We start from the raw sequence: 20,015 nt of genomic DNA, 5'->3' as shown, positions 1-20,015 counted from the left end.
CTGCTCCTACAAGGTCATGCGCCAGCCTGGGGGCCACGGCCGGCAAGCTAGAAGGCCCCATGCACTCGCACGACCACCCCAAGAAACTCGCAGCCGTCTTCACACAGCAGTGCCGGGTAGTTACTGTTCAGCGCCTTCAGGTACCGCTGCCCGCCCTCCTCGACCAACTCACGGAAAATTGCCGGCTTGCCCGGCTGACGTGCGATAAGCAAGCGACCGGGCTCGGCTTCGACCCCAGGGTCAACCAGCATCCGCATGCCTTGCGGCACGCTGCGGCCGCTGACGGCACTCATGGCATCGTTTTCAACGGTCAGCCAGAAGGCCTTGCCTTGGGCCAGGTAGTCCGTCTGCTCGAACACACCCGGCTCCGCTATCGCCGTGCTACCTAGCTCAGCCCAATCCAACACCGGGTAACGGAAGCAGACGATGTACTGCATGAGGTCCAGTTCATCATCCTGGTCATCAACCTCGTAAACGCCACGCTCCTCGCCAATCTGGCCCTGAATGCGCAGTTGCAAGCTGACGTTGTAATGAGGCATGCCGATCTCGACGAACGTGCGGTTCATCGACTCGATCTTCGGCTGTCGCCGCTTGTTCACCCAATGTCCCACGCTGCCTTGAGACACGCCAACGCGCTCGGCAAGCTGCTCTTGAGTGAGCCCTAGTTCCTCCATCCGATCACGGACGAGGGCAATCCATTTATCCATATTCATCGCTGGCACGATACGGACTGCCTTCTAGCGCTCAATAAACATTCAGTATTATTTATCTGAAAGCACAAAAATACTTGAAGTATTAGTATCGACCTGACCCCATTTCCACTGGCTCTAGCAGGTATCAGGATGAGACCACCGAAAAACGACGAAACAGTTCTCGACAGCGAAGCCGCTCGCCGCGCCCTCGACTACTACCTCAACCCCAACCCACCACGGCCAACCCTGGACAACAGGATCTGGACCTTGCACGAAGGCGTAACCAACGACCAAGCGCAGCAGCACGCCATCGCCCTGCTGCGCTCCGCGACCGCCATCGCCCAGGAAACCGCCAGCCACCAGCACGGCAGCCAGCGCGAGCTGACCTTCGCGCTGATGCATATGATGGACATGGCTTGCGCGCTGCTGGAGCACAAACACACTGAAAAATCGGTTGTGTAGGTAAAAAGGAAGGGAGAAAACGTGATGGCCGGGCAACGGCAAAGCCCCGATTGCCGGGACAAGGAAGCACATCGGTAAAACTTTTTTACCGAATCGACGAAAATTCATTTGACTGGCAAATGATAACGATTATTATTGCACTCAGCTGATCGCGAGATCCGCTGGATAACCTGGAGCTTAGGTCGCTCTCAGATTATCTCCTCATCAGGCTAATCACGGTTTTTGACCCGGCTTTTTGCCGGGTCTTTTTTTTGGCTCTTCAGGCTAATGAAGATCGTGATGGCGCGCATGATAGCAAAGGTGTTTCAGGGCGTGAACGCTCATTACAAAACTTTGCGGAATCAGCACTTGAGAATCAATCTCGTTTCGCCTACGCTGATCACGCATCAAGGAAGATGCCCCCACCCCTCCCCCCTTTGTAGAGCAAGGAGCTGTTCATGACCCGTCTGCTGCTGCCCCTTGAACACCCAACCGCCGCCGAAGCGAATGCCGACGACGTCCTCCTGCATGCCCTGAAGCGCCTGCCACGGCGCGTGCAGCAAGTGTTCCTGCTCAACCGCCTGGACCAACTGGACTTCGCTACCATCGCTACCCGCCTTGACCTGCCGCTGGCAAGTATCGAGCGGAACATGGACCAGGCATTGCAGGTTGGCCGTTCGCGTCGGAATGTGCTGGCGAGTGTTGCCGGGCAATGGTATGTGCGCTTGCAGAGCCCGCAGGTGACGGCGTGCGAACGGATCGACTTCCGCCGCTGGCTGGATGCGGACCCGGCGAACCTGCAGGCGTTTCACGAAACAGAATTACGCTGGCGCAGCCTGTTGGCACCGGCTCGACAACTGGGCCACGACGGCTGGTATCGGCAAGGCCGGGCGGCGCTGTCGCTGGGCGGCTGTTCGGTTGCGCTCGGGCTTGGTGTTGCGGCACTGCTACTGTTTGGCTTCTGGGCTTGACCGCCATCAGGCAAGCCGCCCGCTTGATTTCAGGCTTCGCGCTTTTCAGCTCAATCACCTCATCACTCGCGTCGTGGTGGACAACCCGTTCAGCTTTTGAAACGTCCGCACCCACGATCAAACGCTTACCTGCATTACCCTAGGCGGTTCTCCACGATAAGGTTTTTGGACTTGAAGGGGTTTCACCAAGAGGCGCTGGCTAGCATCTATAGTCGCTTGCAAACGATGCATTCTTTATCGGCGCTTTGGTGGAAGCCCACGCTCTGTACTGCGCCAACAGTCAGAATCGGGCATTTAGTCCCCCTTCAAGTCTAACCATACAAGCGGGCTTACCCGCAAAGCATTCACCGCGCCTTGAAGCCTTACCCCCCCAGCGCACTTACCAACACTGCTTGGTTCTGCCACTGTGCGGTGCGCACCATTGCCAGCGCATTCTGTGCACGGAGCTGACTACGCTGGGCCTCCAGCACATCGAGCAATGGCGCCTCGCCTGCCTGCCAAGAACGGCGAATCTGCTCCAGCGCCGAGCCCGCCTGCTCGGCTGAGCGGGCGAGCAACACCTGACGCTCAGCATTGCGCTGCGCCGCCGCCAACGCCGACTCCACCTGCGCCACTGCCACCAGTACCGTGCGCCGATATGCCAGCAACGCCTCGCGGGCCTCGGCATCCCGCAGCGCCACCTGAGCTTTGCGCCGACCACCATCGAACAACGGCGCACTGGCATTCACCCCTCCCAGCCAGAAGGTCGAACTGGCCAGGTTGGCAGCACTCATGCCGTTGATCAAAGACCCTATTGCCGCCGACAGGCTCAAGCGCGGCATCAGCTCGGCTTTGGCCACGCCCACTCGGGCATAGGCGGCAATCACCCGCGCTTCCGCCGCTTTCACATCCGGTCGCTGGCGCAGCAGATCGGCTGGGGTACCGGCGTCTTGCACGGCCACTTCGCGCACGCTGACCGGGCTCTGCTGCATCTGCCCATACAGCTCGGCACTGGGCATGGCCAGCAGTACCGAAAGCCGATGCACAGTACGCTGCCACTCCAGTTGCAACGCCGGCACCCGCGCCGCAGTGCTATCAGCCTGGGCCCGCGCGCGCAGCACATCAGCTTGCGGGCTGCTGCCGGCTGCATACAACTGCTCACTCAACTGCGAGGTCTCAGCCTGGCTCTGCGCGCTCTGTCGAACGATGGCCAGGCGTTGCTCCAAGCCACGCGCCTGTGCATAGGCCTGGACCACATCGCCTACCAAGGCGACGCGCACTGCGCGCGCCTGCTCCTCGCTGGCAATCATTTCGGCATCGGCGGCCCGCACACCTTCGCGGATGCGTCCAAACAGGTCGAGTTCCCAACTGGCGCCCAGCCCCAGCGACACCGGCTCATCGATCACGGCGTCGCTAAAACCAGTCTGGTAGGCCGAGGTGCGCTGGCGAGCCGCGCTGGCGCCGAGGTCCAGATTCGGACTACCAGCGGAGGCGCTGACCTGACGCAAGGCGCGCGCCGCATCGATGCGCGCCAAGGCAATCTGCACATCGAGGTTGTCGTCCATAGCGCGCTGCACCAAGCGGTCGAGTAGCGGGTCATGGTAGCCACGCCACCACTGTGTGGTGATCGTCAGCGGTGCCGTGGACGGGGCATTGATGTACTGCGCGGGCGGCGCTGCGCTGTCCGGCGGCAAGCTCGGCGCGGCACAGGCGCCAAGCAGCGCCGCAGTGAAAGCCAGCAGGGGAAAACGAAGACGAGTATTCATGGCTGGATGTCCTGTTCAGCAGCCGCAGGCTGCGCCGAAAGCCGCTGCTCGCCACCGGCCAGGCGGCGAATCAGCACATAGAAGACTGGGGTGAACAGCAGGCCGAACAAGGTCACGCCGATCATCCCGAAGAACACCGCCGAGCCCACCGCCAGACGCATTTCAGAACCGGCGCCTTCAGACAGCACCAGCGGCAGCACACCGAGGATGAACGCCAGCGAGGTCATCAGGATCGGCCGCAAGCGCAAGCGACAGGCCTCGACCACGGCGGTAACGATGGCCTGCCCTTGCTGCTCCAACTGGCGGGCGACTTCGACGATGAGGATGGCGTTCTTCGCTGCCAAGCCCACCAGCACGATGAAGCCGATCTGGGTGAGGATGTTGATATCCAGGCCCATCAGGCGCACGCCACCGGCCGCCGCCAACAGACACATCGGCACGATCAACAGGATGGCCAGGGGCAGGCTCCAGCTGCCGTACTGCGCCGCCAACACCAGATAAACGAACACCACACACAGCGGGAAAACCAAAAGGCCCATGTTGCCAGCGGTGGTCTGCTGGTAGCTGAGGTCGGTCCATTGATAGCTGATACCCGCTGGCAGATGCTCGCCTGCCAACCGTTGCATGGTCTGGATGGCGTAGTCCGAGCCCAGGCCCGGCAAGGTGTCGCCGTTGATCTCAGCAGTCGGAAACAGGTTGTAACGCGGGAAGCGCTCGACGCCGAGGGCTTCGTGCAGTTGGGTTACGCTGGCCAACGGCACCATCTGCCCAGCCTCGTTGCGCACCTTGACCCGCGCCAGGTCCTCAGGGCTGACCCGATACGGCAAGTCAGCCTGGGCAGTGACCCGATAGGTACGCCCGACCAGGTTGAAGTCATTGATGTAGGTCGAGCCAAAGTAGGTCTCGATGGCCTGGTTGATCTGGCTGCTCGGCACCCCCAGCATCTCGGCGCGCTCACGGTCGAGTTCGACGAACACCTGTGGCGTGCTGGCCGAGAACGGCGAGTACACCCCGGTCATGCCCGGCGTAGCGTTGGCCGCGGCGATCAGCTCGGCGGTGGCCTTGGCCAGCGCCTCGCTGCCCAGCCCAGCGCGGTCTTGCAGACGCAGGGAGAACCCGCCGGTGCTGCCCAGCCCCTGTACCGGCGGCGGCGTGGCGACAATCACCGAGGCCCCCCTGACGGCCTTGAGCCGCTCGCGCAGGTCGACGGCGATCTTGTCTGCAGTCAGCCCGTGCAGCTTGCGCTGGGACCAGGGCTCGAACACCGGCGCCAGGCCCGCTGAATTCGACGAGTTGGTCCCGGTGACCATCGAGAAACCGGAGAAGGTCGGCACCCGATCGACACCCGGCACCTGCAGGGCAATCGCTTCGATCTGTTGAGAAATGGCGTTGGTGCGCTCCAGCGAGGCGCCCTCGGGCAGTTGCACGATCACCACCAGGTAGCCTCGGTCCTGCGCCGGGATGAAGCCCTTGGGCGTGCTCACCAGCAGGTAGCCGGTGACGGCGATCAGTGCCGCGTACAGCGCCAGCATCAGCGGCGTCCTCGCCACCAGGCCGCGGACGCTGCGGGCATAGCCATCAGACAACCGGGCAAAGCCACGGTTGAACGCCTCGGCAGCGCGCTGCGACACGCCAAGCACACCACGGCGCAGCGGCGCAGGGCTGCCATGGCCGCCATGGCGACGCAAGATCATCGCTGCCAATGCCGGCGACAGGGTCAGCGAGTTGAACAGCGAGATCGCCGTGGCCACCGCGATGGTCACCCCGAACTGGCGGAAGAACTCACCGGAAATCCCCGGGATGAACGCGGTGGGAATGAACACCGCACACAGCACCAGGGTGATCGCCACCAGCGCGCCACCGATTTCCTGCATGGTCAGGATAGTCGCCTCACGCGGGCCCTTGCCCTCGGCCAGATGCCGCTCGACGTTTTCCACCACGACGATGGCGTTGTCGACCACGATCCCCACCGCCAGTACCAGGCCGAACAGGGTCAGGTTGTTGATCGAATAGCCAAGCATAGCCATGACCGCGAAGGTGCCCACCAGCGATACCGGGATTGCCAGGATCGGGATGATCGATGGCCGCCAGCCCTGGAGGAACAACAGCACCACCAGCACTACCAGGATCACCGCCTCATAGATGGTCTTGCCCAGCTCGCCAATGCTGTCGGCGATGAACGCGGTGGGGTTGTAACCGATGCTGTACTCGATGCCTTCAGGGAACTCCTGGCTCAGCTGCGTCATGGTCTGCTCGACCACTTGCATGGTCGCCAAGGCGTTGGCACCGGGGCGCTGCAACACTTGCAAACCAATCGCCGGATGGCGCAGGTAGTAGGTATTGTTGACGTAGGCAAGACCGGCGATTTCAGTGCGGGCAACATCTTTGAGGCGCACCAGACGTCCCGCCTCACCCGACTTGAGCACGATGTTGTCAAAGTCTGCCGGCTCTTTGAGACGACCTTCGAAGATCAAGTTCGGCTGGAACGCCTGGGACGCTACCGGAGGTTGAGCGATCACCCCACCGGCCACCTGGGTGTTTTGTGCGCGTACCGCCGCAATGATGTCACCTGGGGTCAGGTTGAACGCAGCGACCCGTTCCGGGTCCAGCCAGATGCGCATCGAATACTCGCGAGCGCCTAGCGGGTTGATGTCCCCTACCCCATCGATACGCTTGAGCGTGTCGGCCACTGTACGAATGGCGAAGTTCGACACGTACAGCTGATCGTGAGTGCCCTTGGGTGAAGAGATGAAGATGGTCGACAGCTGGGTCGGCGACGACTTGCGCACCGAAACGCCGCTGCGCTGCACCGGTTCCGGAAGCCGTGGCGTGGCCAGGGCGACGCGGTTTTGCACCAGCACCTGGGCCTTGTCGACATCGGTGCCGCTCTTGAAGGTCACGGTCAGGTTGAGGCTGCCATCGGAGGTCGCCTGGCTGTACATGTAGAGCATGTCCTCGACACCGTTGACCTCCTGCTCCAACGGGATCGCCAGGGTCTGGGCCACGGTCTGCGCCGAGGCGCCCGGATAGGTCGCCTGGACCACCACCGTCGGCGGCGCGATGTCGGGGTACTCGGAGGTCGGCAACACCAGGTAGGCCAAGCCACCCACGATCAGCATCACCACCGAAAGGACGATGGCCAGCACAGGCTGGTCGATCGACGTGCGTCCCAGGTTCATAGCGGCGCCTCCCCCGTTGGGTTGGCACTGGCCACCCGGCTCAGGCTGCGCGGCTCGCCAACGGCGCTGTCGCCTGCGCGTACCCGCTGCAGGCCATCGACGATGACCCGCTCCTGCGCCTGCAAACCGCTGACCACTTCGCGCAAGCCGTCATGCAGCTTGCCCAGTTGCACCGGGCGCAGCTCGACCCGGTTCTGCGCATTGAGCACGTGCAGCACCTTGCGCGTGGCATCCACGCCGACTGCTGTGTCCGGCACCAGCAACGCCTCATAGGCAGAGCGTGCGGAAAACTGCACGCGGCCGAACTGGCCCGGGCTCAAGGCCAGGTCTGGATTGCTCACCCGCGCCCGCTGACGCAGGGTGCCGGTGGAAGGGTCGAGGCGGTTGTCGATGAAGTCCATGCGCCCGCTCAGCGAGGGCTGGGCCTCACCCGGCAAGGCGATACGTACCTGGCTGCCGGTGAGGTTGCCGGAGGACTGGCGGCGGTACTTGAGGTAGCTCTGCTCGTCGATGTCGAAATAGATGTCGATCGGGTCGAGCGAGACAATGGTGGTCAGCAAGGTTGCGCCACTGCTGCCGCCATTGACCAGGTTGCCTTCGCTGATCAGCTTGCGGCTGATGCGCCCGCTCATGGGCGCGGTGATGCGCGTGAACTCCAGTTCCAGGCGCGCATTGGCCAGCACCCCTTCGGCGCTGAGCACTTCGGCCTTGGCCGCGTCGCGCGCTTGCAGGCGTTGGTCGTAAAGGCTCTGGGCGATGGTCTTGGAATTGATCAGCAGCCTGGCCCGGGCATACTCCTGCTCGGCCAGCGACAACCGCGAACGGGCCTGGGCCAGTTGGCCCTGCGCTTGGGTGACGGCAGCCTGGAAGCTGCGCGAGTCGATGACGAACAGCAGGTCGCCCTTCTTGACGATCGCGCCATCGGTAAAGGCGACCTTTTCCAGGTAGCCACTGACCCGCGAGCGCACCTCTACCGAATCGGTGGCCTCGAAGCGGCCGGTGAAGCTGTCCCAGTCACTGACGGTGGATTTCAAGGGCTGGCTGATCACTACGCTTGGCAGCGCCGGTGCGCTGTGCTCGGCCTGCGGGCCGCAGCCGACCAGCACGGCGGCCAGGGTCAAGGCGAACGCTGCGGCTGCGCCACTTCTGGAGAGTTTCATGTGGATGGATTCCATGCAGAACAGCATCAGTTTTTCAGGGCGCGGGCGCTGAGCATTTGCGTACGCTCGACAAACGCTGACGACTCTTCGGCCTGGACAGCCAGGGCGGACGACAGGCTGGCCAGGGTGGCGAGCAGGAGCAGGGCGTGCTTGATAACGGTCATGGAGGATGCCTCGGTGAGCGGAAAGTGAGGCGGATTCTCAGCAAATGGCTGCGGGACAAAAATAGCGGCGCGTAGAAATCAATTTTGTGCGCCGAGCACGAATGGCTTGTGCAACTAAATAAGCGACACCGCGTGCCCACTCGTGCCGTGGCGGCAAAAGTGATTGTCCTCACGACGGCTGTTTCCCTCGTGCGCCGCTGCCGAGAATCACCCCATCGACTTTCCCCGGAGACCGCCATGCGCAACGACCCGCTGTTCCAACCCCTGCCACTGGGTGGCCTGCAGTTGCCCAACCGCATTCTTATGCCGCCGATGACCCGCTCACGCGCCGCGCAACCGGGTGACGTGCCCACGGCGCTGATGGCCGAGTACTACGCCCAGCGCGCCAGCGCCGGTTTGATCGTCAGCGAAGGCACCTGGATCTCGCCATTGGGCAAGGGCTATGCGCGCACGCCAGGCATCTACAGCCAGCAGCAGATCGACGGCTGGCGGCTGGTTACCGAAGCAGTGCATGCCGCGGGCGGGCGGATCTTTGCCCAGCTGTGGCACGTCGGTCGCTTGAGCCACAGCAGCTTGCTCGGCGGCCAGGCGCCAGTGTCGTCCTCGGCGGTGCAGGCGGTCGGGGTCAATGTGTTCATCGACAACCCCGATGGCAGCCCAGGCTTTGTCCAGGCATCGCAGCCGCGAGCACTGACTGAAGAGGAGATCGGGCAAATTGTCGAGCAGTATCGCCAGGCCGCGCGCAATGCCATGGCAGCTGGCTTCGATGGCGTCGAGCTACATGCCGCCAATGGCTACCTGGTCAACCAGTTCCTCGACTCTGAGGCCAACAACCGCACCGATGGCTATGGCGGCTCGCTGGAAAACCGCCTGCGCTTTCTCGATCAAGTGACCCGCGCGTTGGTCGATGGCACTGGCGAGCGCAGCCGGGTCGGCGTACGCCTGGCGCCGCTGACGACCCTCAATGGCTGTGTCGATGCAGATCCAGTCACCACTTATACCGCAGCCGCCAAGCGGCTGGGCGAGATCGGTATTGGTTACCTGCATATCGCCGAGGCCGACTGGGATGATGCGCCAGACATGCCGGTGGCCTTCAAGCAACAACTGCGCGAGGTGTTCCCAGGGGTGATGGTGTATGCCGGCAAATACACTGGCGAGCGTGCGCGTGAGGCGCTGCAAGCGGGCTGGGCTGACTTGATCGGTTTTGGCCGGCCGTTCGTGGCCAACCCAGACCTGCCCGAGCGCCTGCACCAGCATGCGCCGCTGGCCGAGCATGAACGCGCCACCCTGTTTGGGGGTGATGCCCGAGGGCTGACTGATTACCCAACGTTGCAGTCAGCCTGATCGTGACTCGGGACAGATCCGGCTTGCCCGCGAGGAGGCCACACGCCCTAAACCCGAGGACGCCCTCATTTCCAACACCTACCAAGCCTGGGGCTGGACCCCAGGCGCTGGCCTTGATGGCCTGCCTCGCGATAGGGCCGGTACTGCTCAGGCCGGGCTCAGCGACTTGCGCTCCAGCCACTCCAACATCAATTCGCCCCAGGCGATATCTGCTTGCAAAGCCGCCTTGGCCTTGGCTGAATCACGTTTGCGCAAGGCCTCCAACACTTCGAAATGCTTGTGCTTGGCGCTGGCCAACTCCGCCTTGGGCACTTCGGCGTGGAAGGTGCTGAGCAGCGGCCCCATCATCACCCACATATTCTCCAAGGTCTTGAAGATCACCGGCATGCGCGCTGCGGCAATCAGCCCAAAATGAAACTCGCGGTTAAGCAGCGACGCCTTCTTGTAATCGACGCTGACCGCCGCCTGAAACGCCGCCTGCACCTGCTCCAGATGCTCCAGCTCAGCGGCAGAAATACGCTCGGCGGCAATCCCCGCCGCCTCGCCTTCGAGTAGGTGGCGAATCAATTGGATCTCGCGCAATTGGCTAACGGTCAGCTCTGGCACATAGATCGACGTCGCCGCCTTCATGTCCAGGGCATGGTCGCTGACCAGGCGGAAAATCGCCTCGCGCACCGGGGTGATCGACACCCCGAACTCCTCGGCCAGGGTACTGATGCGCAGGCGGTCACCCGGTTGGTACTGGCCGTCCATCAATGCCGTGCGGATGATGCTGTAGACCCGCTCGCTCAGGTTGCCTTTATCCAGGGGCTTGTGAACTGTCACGCTGATTCTCTCTCGTCTGGTGAATGGCCCGGCGCCAGCTTCCAGTGATGGCGCCGCTGGGCGAGATGGCGAAAACGCATGATACATCATCATTCATGCGCCGCCAGCACGCCCGCCGGTATCAGATGCGCGCGTCGCGCCTGCCCACCCCTTGCAGCAACACCGCCACCACGATGATCGCGCCTTTGATGATCTGCTGTGGGTAAGCCGGGACACTGAGCAAGTTCATGATGTTGCCGATCAGGCCCAGCACCAGCACGCCAACCACGGTATAGAACAAACTGCCCTTGCCGCCGGACAACAGCGCCCCGCCAATCACGCAGGCAGCAATGGCATCAAGTTCGAGGGCCATGCCGGCACTTGGCGTGGCGACACCGGAGCGCGAGGCGATGACCACCCCGGCCAATGCACTCAACCCGCCGCAGATGGCATAGGCAGCAAGCTTGTAGCGCTCCACCGGGATCCCTGCCAGGCGCACTGCGGTTTCGTTGCTGCCGCTGGCGATGATCAGCCGGCCAAAGGCGTTGTAACGCAGGATAAGCGCGAACACTACGATCACCAGCACCGCCAACCATACCGGCCAAGGCACGCCGAACAGGCCGTCCGCCTGGCGACCGAAGTCGCGCAACAGCCCAGCGGCGCTCTGGCTGTCGGCGAGGCGTTGCGGCTGGCCATTGGAGAGTATGAACGCCAGGCCCCGGGCCACCGTCATCATCGCCAGGGTGGCAATGAACGGCGCCATGCGAAAGTAGGCGACGAAGCTACCCGTCACCAGGCCCATCAACACCCCAGCCGCCACGGCGATGGCGACCGCCAAAAACAGCCCGGCGCCACCCGCCAGCGGCACCAGGTTCAGGCTCATCGCCACGACGATACCGCCCACCGCCGCCACCGACGCCACCGACAAGTCGATGCCGGCGGTGAGGATGACGATCAGCATGCCGATGCTCACCAGCATCAACGGCGTCGATTGGCGTAGCAGGTTGCCCAGGTTCTGCCAGGTGAAGAAGTCCGCCGACAGGCTGCTGGCAACCACCACCAGTACCAGCAGCATGACCAACGCGTTGTGCTGCAAAAACAGACGCTGCAGCGAGCGCCCCCAGGCCTGCGGCTGGGCAGGCTCGCCCGGCAGGTTGCCGGCGGCCAGTTTGCTCAGGTTGTTATCCACGGTGTTCGACTCCCATCGCCAGACAGATCATTGCGTGTTCTTCGATCGCGCTGCCGCCGAGCTCGCCAGCGATGGCGCCATCGCGCATCACCAGCACCCGGTCGCACATGCCGATCAGCTCAGTCATTTCCGAAGACACCAGGATGATCAATACCCCGGCCTCGGCCAGTTCATTGATGACCCGGTAGATCTCGGTCTTGGCGCCGACATCGACGCCGCGGGTCGGCTCATCGAGAATCAACACCCGACAGCCGGCATCGACCCACTTCATCAGCGCGACCTTTTGCTGGTTGCCGCCTGACAGGTCGCCCACTGCCTGCTCGATCGAACCGGTCTTGAGCCGCAGTTGCTTGCTCAGCGCCTCGACCCCGGCGCGCTCGCGCCGGCCGTCGATCCAGCCGCAGCGGCCGGTGTAGGGCGAATCAGGCCGCAAGGCGGCGTTGATCCGGATCGACATCTCCAGCAGCACGCCTTGCTGTTTGCGGTCTTCGGGGAGCAAGCCAATGCCGTGGCCGATGGCTTCACGCGGGTTGCGATTGCGCAGCAGCTGGCCATCCAGGCGGATGCTGCCGGCACTGCTGCGCTCGGCGCCGAACAATGCGCGCATGGTTTCGGTGCGGCCCGAGCCGACCAAGCCGCTGAAACCCAACACTTCGCCGGCACGCGCCTGGAAGCTGATATCGCGCACCAGCGGCCCGGCGCACAAGCCCTCGACCTGCAAGCGCACCTCACCCAGACTGGCCTTGCGCGGCGGAAACAGATCGCTCAGTTCACGGCCGATCATCATCTGCACCAGGCCGCGTTCATCAATGGCCGACAGCGGCAAGGTGCCCACCGTGCGGCCATCCTTGAGCACTGTGGCGCGGTCACAGATCCGGAAGATTTCGTCCATGCGGTGCGAGACGTAGATGATGCACACGCCCTTGCGCCGCAGCTCATCCAGGATGCGAAACAACTGCTCGGTCTCGTGCGAGGTGAGCACCGCCGTCGGCTCGTCGAACACCAGCACCGAAGCGTTGCGTGACAGCGCCTTGGCGATTTCCACCGCCTGCTGATGGGCTACCGGCAACGCGCCGACTGCGCGGCGCTCGTCGATATTGGCAAAACCCAACTCGTCGAGAATGCGCCGCGCCTTGGCCCGCAGCGTGGCCCACTGCACCAGGCCCTTGCGCGCGCCGAGGTCATCGATGCAGATGTTCTCGGCCACTGACAGGTGTGGCGCCAAGGCGAACTCCTGGTAGATCACCGATACCCCCAGGCGCAGGGCGTCGGCCGGCTTGGCGATGCTCGCCGGTTGCTGGTGCAACAGCACCTCGCCGGCATCGCGCAGGTAGGCGCCAGCGAGGATTTTCATCAAGGTCGATTTACCCGCGCCATTCTCGCCCATCAGTGCGTGAATCTCACCGGCTTGGGCGCTGAAACTGGCTCCACTCAGCGCGCTGATGCCACCGAAAGCCTTGTGGATGTCGCGCAGTTGCACCGCGGTAGTGTTTGCTGCATTCATAGGTCATGCCTCTGCAAGCGGCGCGCTGCCTGGGCAGGCGCCGCATCCGCGGGGGTCAGCGCATGGCTGCCTTGAGCTGGTCGATGGAGCGGAACGCCGGCAATCGCTCGACACTGGCCGGGGCCTGTTCGAGCCGGATGAACTGCTCGACATTGGCCGGGGTGATCAGCTCGACCGGAAAGTACGAGGCCAACGGCAAGTTGTTGGCGGCAAGCCGGCCATCGAGGATTTGATGGATCAGCTCGATAGCCGCCACGCCAGTTTGCGAACCACTGTTGCTGGCGGTGACCAGCAGCTTGCCCTGCTTGATCAGCTCCAGCGCGACCTTGAAGCTGCCAGCTGCGGCAGCGACTCGCACCTGTCCGGCCTTGCCGGCGTTGTCGACGGCGTTGATCGCACCGATGGCGATGAAGTCGTTCTCCGCCAGGATCAGGTTGAGGCGTTCGCCGTGGGCACTGAGGATGTCTTCGCTGGCAGCCAGGCCGCCCTCCTCGGTCCAATCGCCACGCCCCCAGGCAAGCACATTGAAGCCCCCTTCGGGCCAGCTAAAACTGCCCTTGGCCTTGACTTGCTGGAACAGCTCGAACCCTTTGAGCAGGGCATCCTCCCTGGACAATCCGAGCTTGCGCTGTTCGGCGCGGGCCTGGACGATCCCGGAGATCATGCCGTTGAGGCGGCTCTCGGAAGTGGAGTTGCCCATCACCCCGATGACCATGGCCGCGTTGATCTCGCTGGCCGGATCGCTGTGCTCGACCACGTAGCGCCCCGCCTCGACACCGCTGCCGTAGGGGTTACCGGTACTGGTGGTGATCACCGGCGCTTGGGCGTCCGGCGCGGTACCGACGGTAATTACCGGGATCCCCGCCGCCACTGCCCGCTCGACATCGGCCACCGAGCCGAGGATGTCGGTGGGGTCGATGACGATCACATCGACGCCAAGGGTGATGAAATTGTCGACCTGGGCGCTCTGGCGCGCGACATCGCTGTCGGCGACCTGCACCTGCATGTCATAGCCATAGCGTTCGGCCAGGCTACGGGCGTCGTCGATCATCGACACGAACCAAGGGTTGCCGAGGGTGATCTCGGTCCAACCGATACGCAGGCGCTCGCCCTTCTGTTTCAGCGGCAGGGCCTTGTCGACCTGGCTACGATCAGCCATTTGCGGATCGACCAGGCCCGACAGCGCGGTATTGGGGATCAGTTGGTACAGCGGGTGGCGCGCCTCGGCGGAGGCTGGGCCGGCCAACAGCGCAGTCATGGTCAGGGTGGCAAAAGTACGGGCAACGGTTTTGTTCATCTTATTGTTCTCCAAGGTTGCCGGGCGAAGGCTCACAGCTCGATCCAGGTGGACTTGAGCTCGGAGTACTTGTCCAGGGCGTGCAGCGAGCGGTCGCGGCCGTTGCCCGATTGCTTGAAACCACCGAACGGCATGCTGATGTCGCCACCGTCGAAGCAGTTGACCCACACGCTGCCGGCACGCAGGCCACGGGCCATCTGGTGGGCGCGGGACAGATCGGCGGTCCACAGGCTGGCGGCCAGGCCATACGGGGTGTCGTTGGCGATACGCAAGGCCTCGAGATGATCGCGGGCAGAGATCACCGACAGCACCGGGCCGAAGATCTCTTCGCGGGCGATGGTCATGTCATTGCTGACGTTGTCGAAAATGGTTGGCGGGATGTAGTAGCCCTCGGCGCCCAGGCCATGCTTGACCCGCTCGCCGCCAAGAATCAGCTGGGCGCCCTCCTGCACGCCCTTGTCGATGTAGCCCAGTACCCGCTGCAATTGACTGGCATCGACCATCGCGCCCAGCTCGGTGGTTGGGTCCAGCGGGTCGCCAACATTGATCGCCCGGGCCACCTTGAGCACCTCGGCAACGAACTCGGCGCGGATACCCGCCTCGACGATCAGCCGCGACGGCGCCACGCAAACCTCGCCCTGATTGAAGAACATCGATCGCGCTGCGGTGGTCGCGGCTTTTTCCAGGTCGCGGCAGTCATTGAGGATGATGTTCGGCGTCTTGCCGCCACACTCGAGCCAGACGCGCTTCATGTTCGACTGGCCGGAGTACTGCAGAAACAACTTGCCGACTTCGCCGGAGCCGGTGAATACCAGGGTGTCGACATCCATGTGCAGACCGAGGGCCTTGCCGGCGGTGGGACCAAAGCCGGGCAAGACATTGAACACCCCCGCCGGAATGCCTGCCTCTGCGGCCAGCTGGGCGATGCGCAGGGCCGTCAACGGCGACTGCTCGGCAGGTTTGAGGATCACTGAGTTGCCCATGGCCAGGGCCGGCGCGACCTTCCACATGGCCATCAGCATGGGGAAGTTCCACGGCGTTACCGCCGCCACCACGCCAATCGCTTCGCGGGTCACCAGCCCCAATGCTGCAGGGCCCGAGGGGGCGACTTCGTCGTAGAGCTTGTCGCAGCTTTCGGCGTACCACTGCAGGCAATCGAGCACAGCGTGAACGTCGAAACCTGCGCTTTCGCTGATCGGCTTGCCCATGTCGAGGGTTTCCAGCAGCGCCAGCTCATCCATGTGCTGCTCGAACAGTGCAGCAAAGCGCAGCAGGACTTTCTTGCGTTCCTTGGGGGTGCGCTGCGCCCAAACGCCGCTGTCGAAAGCACGCCGCGCGGCCTTGACGGCAAGGTCGACGTCTGCGGCCTGGCACGAGGCGACTTGGTTGAGCACCCGGCCATCGCGGGGCGAAATGTTGTCGAAGGTTTCGCCACTCTGGGCATCGACAAAGCGGCCATCGATAAATGCTTGGCCCAGCAGCGTGAGCTGGCTGGCACGTTGCTGGACGCTGGTGAGGTCAACGAAATTGGCAAGGCTCATGATTCACTCCGTTCATACATGATGCATCATTAAAAAAGTGACACGGCGTCGTGTTGGCTGTATCGCCTTAGAAGCTCACTTCGGTTTTCAGGCCCCAGACCACCACGCTGCGGTCATGCTCGAAACCGCCGGGGTTGCGTACGTACTGCACATTAGGTCTGAGGGTCAGCGCCGGGCTCAGGCTCAGGCCGTAATACAGCTCAAGTGGGTACTCGACATCAGCGCGCTGCGGTTGCCCACTGGCTTGCTGCACACGCTGGGCCGAACGCGGGTTGACCTCCAGGCGGCCCAAGGCAACGCCAATCTCGTCCTGCGGGCGCTGGGCCAATGGCCCACTGATGAAGGCGCCCACATGCCAAACCCGCTCGATGCTGGAAACATCCCGGTCAGACTGGATGAAGTTGGCGAACAGGGTCAGGCCGCGCGCGGGGTTGCGCGCACTCTGGTAGACGCGCTGTTCGGCCATGGCGTAATAGCCGTTGGCCTGATCGTGCTGCTTGGCTTGCGCGCCAGTCAGGCCGATGGGCTGGCCGTCGACATCGCGGTAGATATCGGCGTAGTCGCCCGTGTTGCGCCACAGCCCGAGCCGATAGCTGCCCGGCAGGCCATTGAAGCTCGGTTTCCAGGCCAGCTCACCTACAGCCAGGTAGCCGCTGGTGCCTGACGGGCTGGCGAAATTCAACCCTTGGCTGTTTTCGGTGAAGCGTGGGTTGACCTGATAGATCGCGGTATTGAGCCACCAGTCATCGGTCAACTGCGCAGCCAGGGTGGCGCCCCATTGGCTGACCGGCCAGGTGAACCAGTTGGGGGTGATGTAGCCCGGAACGGCGCCGCAAAAGGTGAGGTTCTGAAACTTGCAGGAGAACGGGAACACATCGCCGCTCATCGGCAGCCGCCCGACTTTGAGCAGCAGGCGTTCATTGAGCAGCGCCTGCTGGTAATACATCTGCACCAAGCGGGTGACGCTGCCGTAGCCGTAGATTTCCTGGGCGGCCAACAACGTACCGGTGTTGGCCTCTTGGGTCAGGCTCTCGCCATTGCGGTTGCTCAGGGTCAGGCGAAACGCCGCGCCCTGCCAGCCCAGCAGGCGCTGTAGGTCGAAGCGCGCATCGGCCATCAGCTGATCGCTGTAAGTGCCCTTGTGCTGCTCGCCGCCCTGGGTGTTGTAGGCCAGCTCATTGACATAGGTGAACTGCAGGTCCACGCCCTGCTCATGCAGGCGGGTACGCTGGCCTTGCCAGTCGCCGAAGAGAAAGTTGGCCGGTGAATAGCTGTCGGCCTGGGCAGGAGGCAAGGCGCACGCGCCCAGTAGCCCGACCCCGATCAAGGTGGATCTTGCCATTGCGTCGAATTCCCGAAACTGGTTGTTGTGGTTGTTGTTCAGCGGTTCGAGTGTGCAAAGGTGGTGCTTGGTATTGAGTGCAGTGGTGCACGCGTCGCGGCTTTAGCCGCGACGCGAAATGTTCAGCCGATCCGATCTAGAGGCACTGCCTGACGATCTCGGCCACCTCCTGCTGGTCACGAATCGGTTTCGGGTGGCACGCCAGGTCCTGGTTGAAACTGGTCCAAACCACTTGGGCAAACTCATCGACCTGCTCGGGCTTGAGGCCATAGCTGCCGAAAGTGTCGCGCACGCCCAGGCGAGCGAAGTGAGCGCTGACAATCTCCGGCAACCGAGCGGCACGCTGGCCCTCGGCCAGTGTCTGGGTGCTGGGGTCAAGAATTTCGGCCACGCGGGCGAACTTGTCGGCGGCCACCGGCAAGGTCCAGCGGATCACCTGCGCGGTGCTGGCCGCTACCGTGCCGCCATGCGGGGCATCGGTCATCGCCCCCAGTGGCTGGCCGAGCGCGTGCGACACGGTAACCCCAGCGCCAGCGATGGCCATGCCGCCCAAGGTCGAGGCAAAGGCCATGCGCGCCCGCGCCTCCAGATCATCACCCTGTTCGACACAGCGCAGAGCATTGGTCGCGAACAGCCGAATCGCCTCCAGCGCGACCATCTCTACCCAGGGCGTGGCGTGGATGCTGATATAGGCCTCAAGGGCATGGCAGAAGGTATCGACCGCGGTCAGCGCGGTTAGCCGCGGCGGCTTGGAAACCAGAATCTGCGGATCGATCAAGGCCACATCCGGATAGATGTGCGGATTGACGATGGCACACTTGAGGCCCAGCGCAGGATTGTTGATGACGGCAAACGGCGTTGCCTCGGTGCCGGTGCCGGAAGTCGTCGGCACTACCAGCAACGGCAGGCCGCGTGTCTGCGGACGGGTCACCGGCTCACCGAGGCGCTCGGTGTAGTCCCAGCAACTGCCGCCATGCACGGCGACGAAAGCCACCGCCTTGGCCGAGTCGATCGCACTGCCGCCGCCAATCGCCACCACCACCTGGCAGCCACTGTCACGCACCAACGTCACTGCACGGTCGATGGTGGTGTGCCGTGGGTTGGGCACGATGTCGTAGAACTCCACTGCGCTGATGCCGCGCTCGGCAAAACTGCCCAGCACCTGGGCGACCAGCTCGCTGCCTTGCAGGAACGGGTCGACCATCAGCAGCACCTTGTTGCCATAGGGGGCTACCTTTTCGCCCATGCGGCGGATCGCCCCGACCTCAAAATCCAGTTTGACCGGCAGGCTTGCCTGAAATGCTTTCATCTACTCACCTCTGCTAATGGCCGATGGCAGATCCCGAGCACCCGATGTGCTCAGGATCGATCCGCCTTTTTTGTAGAATTCACCCAGGTCGCTGGCGGCGATCAGCGCCGCGCGAATTTCCCAGGCGGTGACTTCGAACGGCTCTACCCGGCTGGTCTGCTGCGGTGATGCGGCGATTTGGACCACTTGCTGCAACTCCTCTTCGCTGAGGTCGGCGAGGCCCAGATCGGCAAAACACACCGGCAGGCCGATCGCCAGGCACAGCCTCAGCAATTGATCCAACTCGCTGGCCGGTGCGCCTTCCAGAAGCAGCATCACCAGGGTGCCGAAGGCGACGTACTCCCCGTGGTAGGCCGTGGCGCGCGCACCCAGCACGCTGAATCCGCAATACACCGCATGGGCAGTAGCCACGCCGTTGCTCTCAAAGCCGATGCCGCTCATCAACGCATTGGCCTCGATCACCCGATTGAGCGCCTTGGTGACGATCTGCCGGGAACAGGCCATGACCGCTTGCACGGCGTCGGCCTGGAGTACCTGGTGGCACAGCTGGGCAATCGCCATCGAGGTGAGGGTGGGTTTGCCGCCGCCCTCGCTCGACTGCAATCCGCCACCGGCCAGGCCGAGGAAGTTGTCGTTGTCACCTTGCACGCAGGTACGCGCTTCGTAATAGGTAGCCAAGGCGTCGCCGATGCCAGCAACCAACAAGCGCACCGGCGCCTGAGCGATCACCCAGGTGTCGACCACCACTACATCCGGGCTGCGCTCATGAAACAGCACGTCATCGAAACTGCCATCTGGGTGATACAGCACCGACAAGGCGCTGGTCGGGGCGTCATTGGAGACCACGGTGGGCACGATGCACAGCGGCAGGCTCGCTTGCTGTGCCACTGCCTTGGCGGCGTCGAGCACCTTGCCGCCGCCCACGCCAATCACCCCATCGCAGCCCAGGCTGTGCTGCAGCGCAACCAAGCGCTGGACCTCGGCGCGGGTGACTTCGCCATCGAAGACGGCGTAGTGAAGGCTCAGGTCGGGTTGATCGAAGCTGATGGCCAGGGTCTGTTTGAGGCTATCCAGGCGGCCCTGGCTGGTGATGATCAGAAAGCGTTGGCCAAACCAGGCGATATGCCGGTAGAGGCGTTCAAGCTCTTTGTAGCCCTGAATGTAGCGGCCGGGTGCGGCGAAGATCTGGGTCATTCGCACCTCCCGCCACGTTCGAGCGGCAACGCACAACGCACTGCTTGCATGGGTTCATCCTCGCCTTTTCTTAGGCTTTTGTTGTTCTTGCTATCAGGACGTTCACCGGCTGGGGGCCAAGTGAAAACATGATATATCA

Annotated in this window: 16 protein-coding genes; 3 read left to right on the top strand and 13 right to left on the bottom strand. The window is 63.2% G+C overall.

Annotation, left to right across the window (positions count from 1 at the left end):
- Window positions 1-47: 47 nt before the first annotated feature.
- Window positions 48-713 (bottom strand): LexA family transcriptional regulator, encoded by a 666-nt coding sequence (locus ACNFBR_RS06375; protein WP_416734125.1) that lies wholly within the window; start codon window positions 711-713, stop codon window positions 48-50.
- Window positions 714-842: 129 nt separating this feature from the next.
- Here ACNFBR_RS06375 and ACNFBR_RS06370 point away from each other — a divergent pair, with 129 nt between their 5' ends.
- Complete coding sequence (locus ACNFBR_RS06370; RefSeq protein WP_416734124.1) at window positions 843-1,154, top strand: DUF6124 family protein; 312 nt, start codon at window positions 843-845, stop codon at window positions 1,152-1,154.
- Window positions 1,155-1,591: 437 nt separating this feature from the next.
- Window positions 1,592-2,104: a DUF4880 domain-containing protein gene (locus ACNFBR_RS06365; protein WP_416734123.1), complete on the top strand. Its 513-nt coding sequence runs from the start codon at window positions 1,592-1,594 to the stop codon at window positions 2,102-2,104.
- Between the two features lie 362 nt (window positions 2,105-2,466).
- Here the strand turns inward: ACNFBR_RS06365 and ACNFBR_RS06360 are convergent, their stop codons facing one another.
- The 4 genes from ACNFBR_RS06360 to ACNFBR_RS06345 are packed head-to-tail and all read right to left on the bottom strand — an operon-like array spanning window position 2,467 to window position 8,352.
- Window positions 2,467-3,849, bottom strand: a complete 1,383-nt coding sequence (locus tag ACNFBR_RS06360) for an efflux transporter outer membrane subunit (RefSeq protein WP_416734122.1) — start codon at window positions 3,847-3,849, stop codon at window positions 2,467-2,469.
- A complete protein-coding gene (locus ACNFBR_RS06355; RefSeq protein WP_416734121.1) occupies window positions 3,846-7,028 on the bottom strand; it encodes an efflux RND transporter permease subunit in 3,183 nt (1,060 codons plus the stop codon). The genes ACNFBR_RS06360 and ACNFBR_RS06355 overlap by 4 nt, the downstream gene beginning before the upstream one ends.
- Complete coding sequence (locus ACNFBR_RS06350) at window positions 7,025-8,188, bottom strand: efflux RND transporter periplasmic adaptor subunit (RefSeq protein ID WP_416734120.1); 1,164 nt, start codon at window positions 8,186-8,188, stop codon at window positions 7,025-7,027. Before ACNFBR_RS06350 ends, ACNFBR_RS06355 begins: the two co-directional genes overlap by 4 nt.
- A gap of 26 nt (window positions 8,189-8,214) precedes the next feature.
- Complete coding sequence (locus tag ACNFBR_RS06345) at window positions 8,215-8,352, bottom strand: hypothetical protein (protein WP_416734119.1); 138 nt, start codon at window positions 8,350-8,352, stop codon at window positions 8,215-8,217.
- A gap of 237 nt (window positions 8,353-8,589) precedes the next feature.
- On the opposite strand from ACNFBR_RS06345, the gene ACNFBR_RS06340 reads away from it, so the two are divergent.
- Window positions 8,590-9,696, top strand: a complete 1,107-nt coding sequence (locus ACNFBR_RS06340; RefSeq protein WP_416734118.1) for an alkene reductase — start codon at window positions 8,590-8,592, stop codon at window positions 9,694-9,696.
- Window positions 9,697-9,843: 147 nt separating this feature from the next.
- Here the strand turns inward: ACNFBR_RS06340 and ACNFBR_RS06335 are convergent, their stop codons facing one another.
- The 8 genes from ACNFBR_RS06335 to ACNFBR_RS06300 all read right to left on the bottom strand — a co-directional run bounded on the left by ACNFBR_RS06335 (window position 9,844) and on the right by ACNFBR_RS06300 (window position 19,876).
- On the bottom strand, window positions 9,844-10,521 hold the full coding sequence (locus ACNFBR_RS06335) for a GntR family transcriptional regulator (protein ID WP_416734117.1): 678 nt from the start codon (window positions 10,519-10,521) through the stop codon (window positions 9,844-9,846).
- A gap of 121 nt (window positions 10,522-10,642) precedes the next feature.
- Window positions 10,643-11,689: an ABC transporter permease gene (locus tag ACNFBR_RS06330; RefSeq protein ID WP_416734116.1), complete on the bottom strand. Its 1,047-nt coding sequence runs from the start codon at window positions 11,687-11,689 to the stop codon at window positions 10,643-10,645.
- Window positions 11,682-13,193: a sugar ABC transporter ATP-binding protein gene (locus ACNFBR_RS06325; RefSeq protein ID WP_416734115.1), complete on the bottom strand. Its 1,512-nt coding sequence runs from the start codon at window positions 13,191-13,193 to the stop codon at window positions 11,682-11,684. Before ACNFBR_RS06325 ends, ACNFBR_RS06330 begins: the two co-directional genes overlap by 8 nt.
- A 55-nt stretch (window positions 13,194-13,248) precedes the next feature.
- Window positions 13,249-14,490, bottom strand: coding sequence for a sugar ABC transporter substrate-binding protein (locus ACNFBR_RS06320; RefSeq protein ID WP_416734114.1), 1,242 nt, complete (start codon window positions 14,488-14,490; stop codon window positions 13,249-13,251).
- A gap of 32 nt (window positions 14,491-14,522) precedes the next feature.
- Entirely contained in the window at window positions 14,523-16,031 is a 1,509-nt protein-coding gene (locus ACNFBR_RS06315) for an aldehyde dehydrogenase (protein ID WP_416734113.1), read from the bottom strand.
- Between the two features lie 67 nt (window positions 16,032-16,098).
- On the bottom strand, window positions 16,099-17,373 hold the full coding sequence (locus ACNFBR_RS06310) for a carbohydrate porin (protein ID WP_416734112.1): 1,275 nt from the start codon (window positions 17,371-17,373) through the stop codon (window positions 16,099-16,101).
- Window positions 17,374-17,509: 136 nt separating this feature from the next.
- A complete protein-coding gene (locus ACNFBR_RS06305) occupies window positions 17,510-18,682 on the bottom strand; it encodes an iron-containing alcohol dehydrogenase (RefSeq protein ID WP_416734111.1) in 1,173 nt (390 codons plus the stop codon).
- Window positions 18,683-19,876: a glycerol dehydrogenase gene (locus tag ACNFBR_RS06300; protein WP_416734110.1), complete on the bottom strand. Its 1,194-nt coding sequence runs from the start codon at window positions 19,874-19,876 to the stop codon at window positions 18,683-18,685.
- Window positions 19,877-20,015 lie beyond the last annotated feature (139 nt).

Source organism: Pseudomonas sp. NY11955 (genome assembly GCF_048068035.1).
Classification (GTDB): Bacteria; Pseudomonadota; Gammaproteobacteria; order Pseudomonadales; family Pseudomonadaceae; genus Aquipseudomonas.
Note: the sequence above shows the minus strand (reverse complement) of the source record. Positions and strands in the feature narration are given on the sequence as shown.

Coding starts and splice junctions, on each gene's coding strand:
- ACNFBR_RS06350 (WP_416734120.1), bottom strand. CDS start 8,188: ATGAAACTCTCCAGAAGTGGCGCAGCCGCAGCGTTCGCCTTGACCCTG.
- ACNFBR_RS06375 (WP_416734125.1), bottom strand. CDS start 713: ATGAATATGGATAAATGGATTGCCCTCGTCCGTGATCGGATGGAGGAA.
- ACNFBR_RS06360 (WP_416734122.1), bottom strand. CDS start 3,849: ATGAATACTCGTCTTCGTTTTCCCCTGCTGGCTTTCACTGCGGCGCTG.
- ACNFBR_RS06345 (WP_416734119.1), bottom strand. CDS start 8,352: ATGACCGTTATCAAGCACGCCCTGCTCCTGCTCGCCACCCTGGCCAGC.
- ACNFBR_RS06315 (WP_416734113.1), bottom strand. CDS start 16,031: ATGAGCCTTGCCAATTTCGTTGACCTCACCAGCGTCCAGCAACGTGCC.
- ACNFBR_RS06305 (WP_416734111.1), bottom strand. CDS start 18,682: ATGAAAGCATTTCAGGCAAGCCTGCCGGTCAAACTGGATTTTGAGGTC.
- ACNFBR_RS06355 (WP_416734121.1), bottom strand. CDS start 7,028: ATGAACCTGGGACGCACGTCGATCGACCAGCCTGTGCTGGCCATCGTC.
- ACNFBR_RS06320 (WP_416734114.1), bottom strand. CDS start 14,490: ATGAACAAAACCGTTGCCCGTACTTTTGCCACCCTGACCATGACTGCG.
- ACNFBR_RS06365 (WP_416734123.1), top strand. CDS start 1,592: ATGACCCGTCTGCTGCTGCCCCTTGAACACCCAACCGCCGCCGAAGCG.
- ACNFBR_RS06310 (WP_416734112.1), bottom strand. CDS start 17,373: ATGGCAAGATCCACCTTGATCGGGGTCGGGCTACTGGGCGCGTGCGCC.
- ACNFBR_RS06300 (WP_416734110.1), bottom strand. CDS start 19,876: ATGACCCAGATCTTCGCCGCACCCGGCCGCTACATTCAGGGCTACAAA.
- ACNFBR_RS06325 (WP_416734115.1), bottom strand. CDS start 13,193: ATGAATGCAGCAAACACTACCGCGGTGCAACTGCGCGACATCCACAAG.
- ACNFBR_RS06340 (WP_416734118.1), top strand. CDS start 8,590: ATGCGCAACGACCCGCTGTTCCAACCCCTGCCACTGGGTGGCCTGCAG.
- ACNFBR_RS06370 (WP_416734124.1), top strand. CDS start 843: ATGAGACCACCGAAAAACGACGAAACAGTTCTCGACAGCGAAGCCGCT.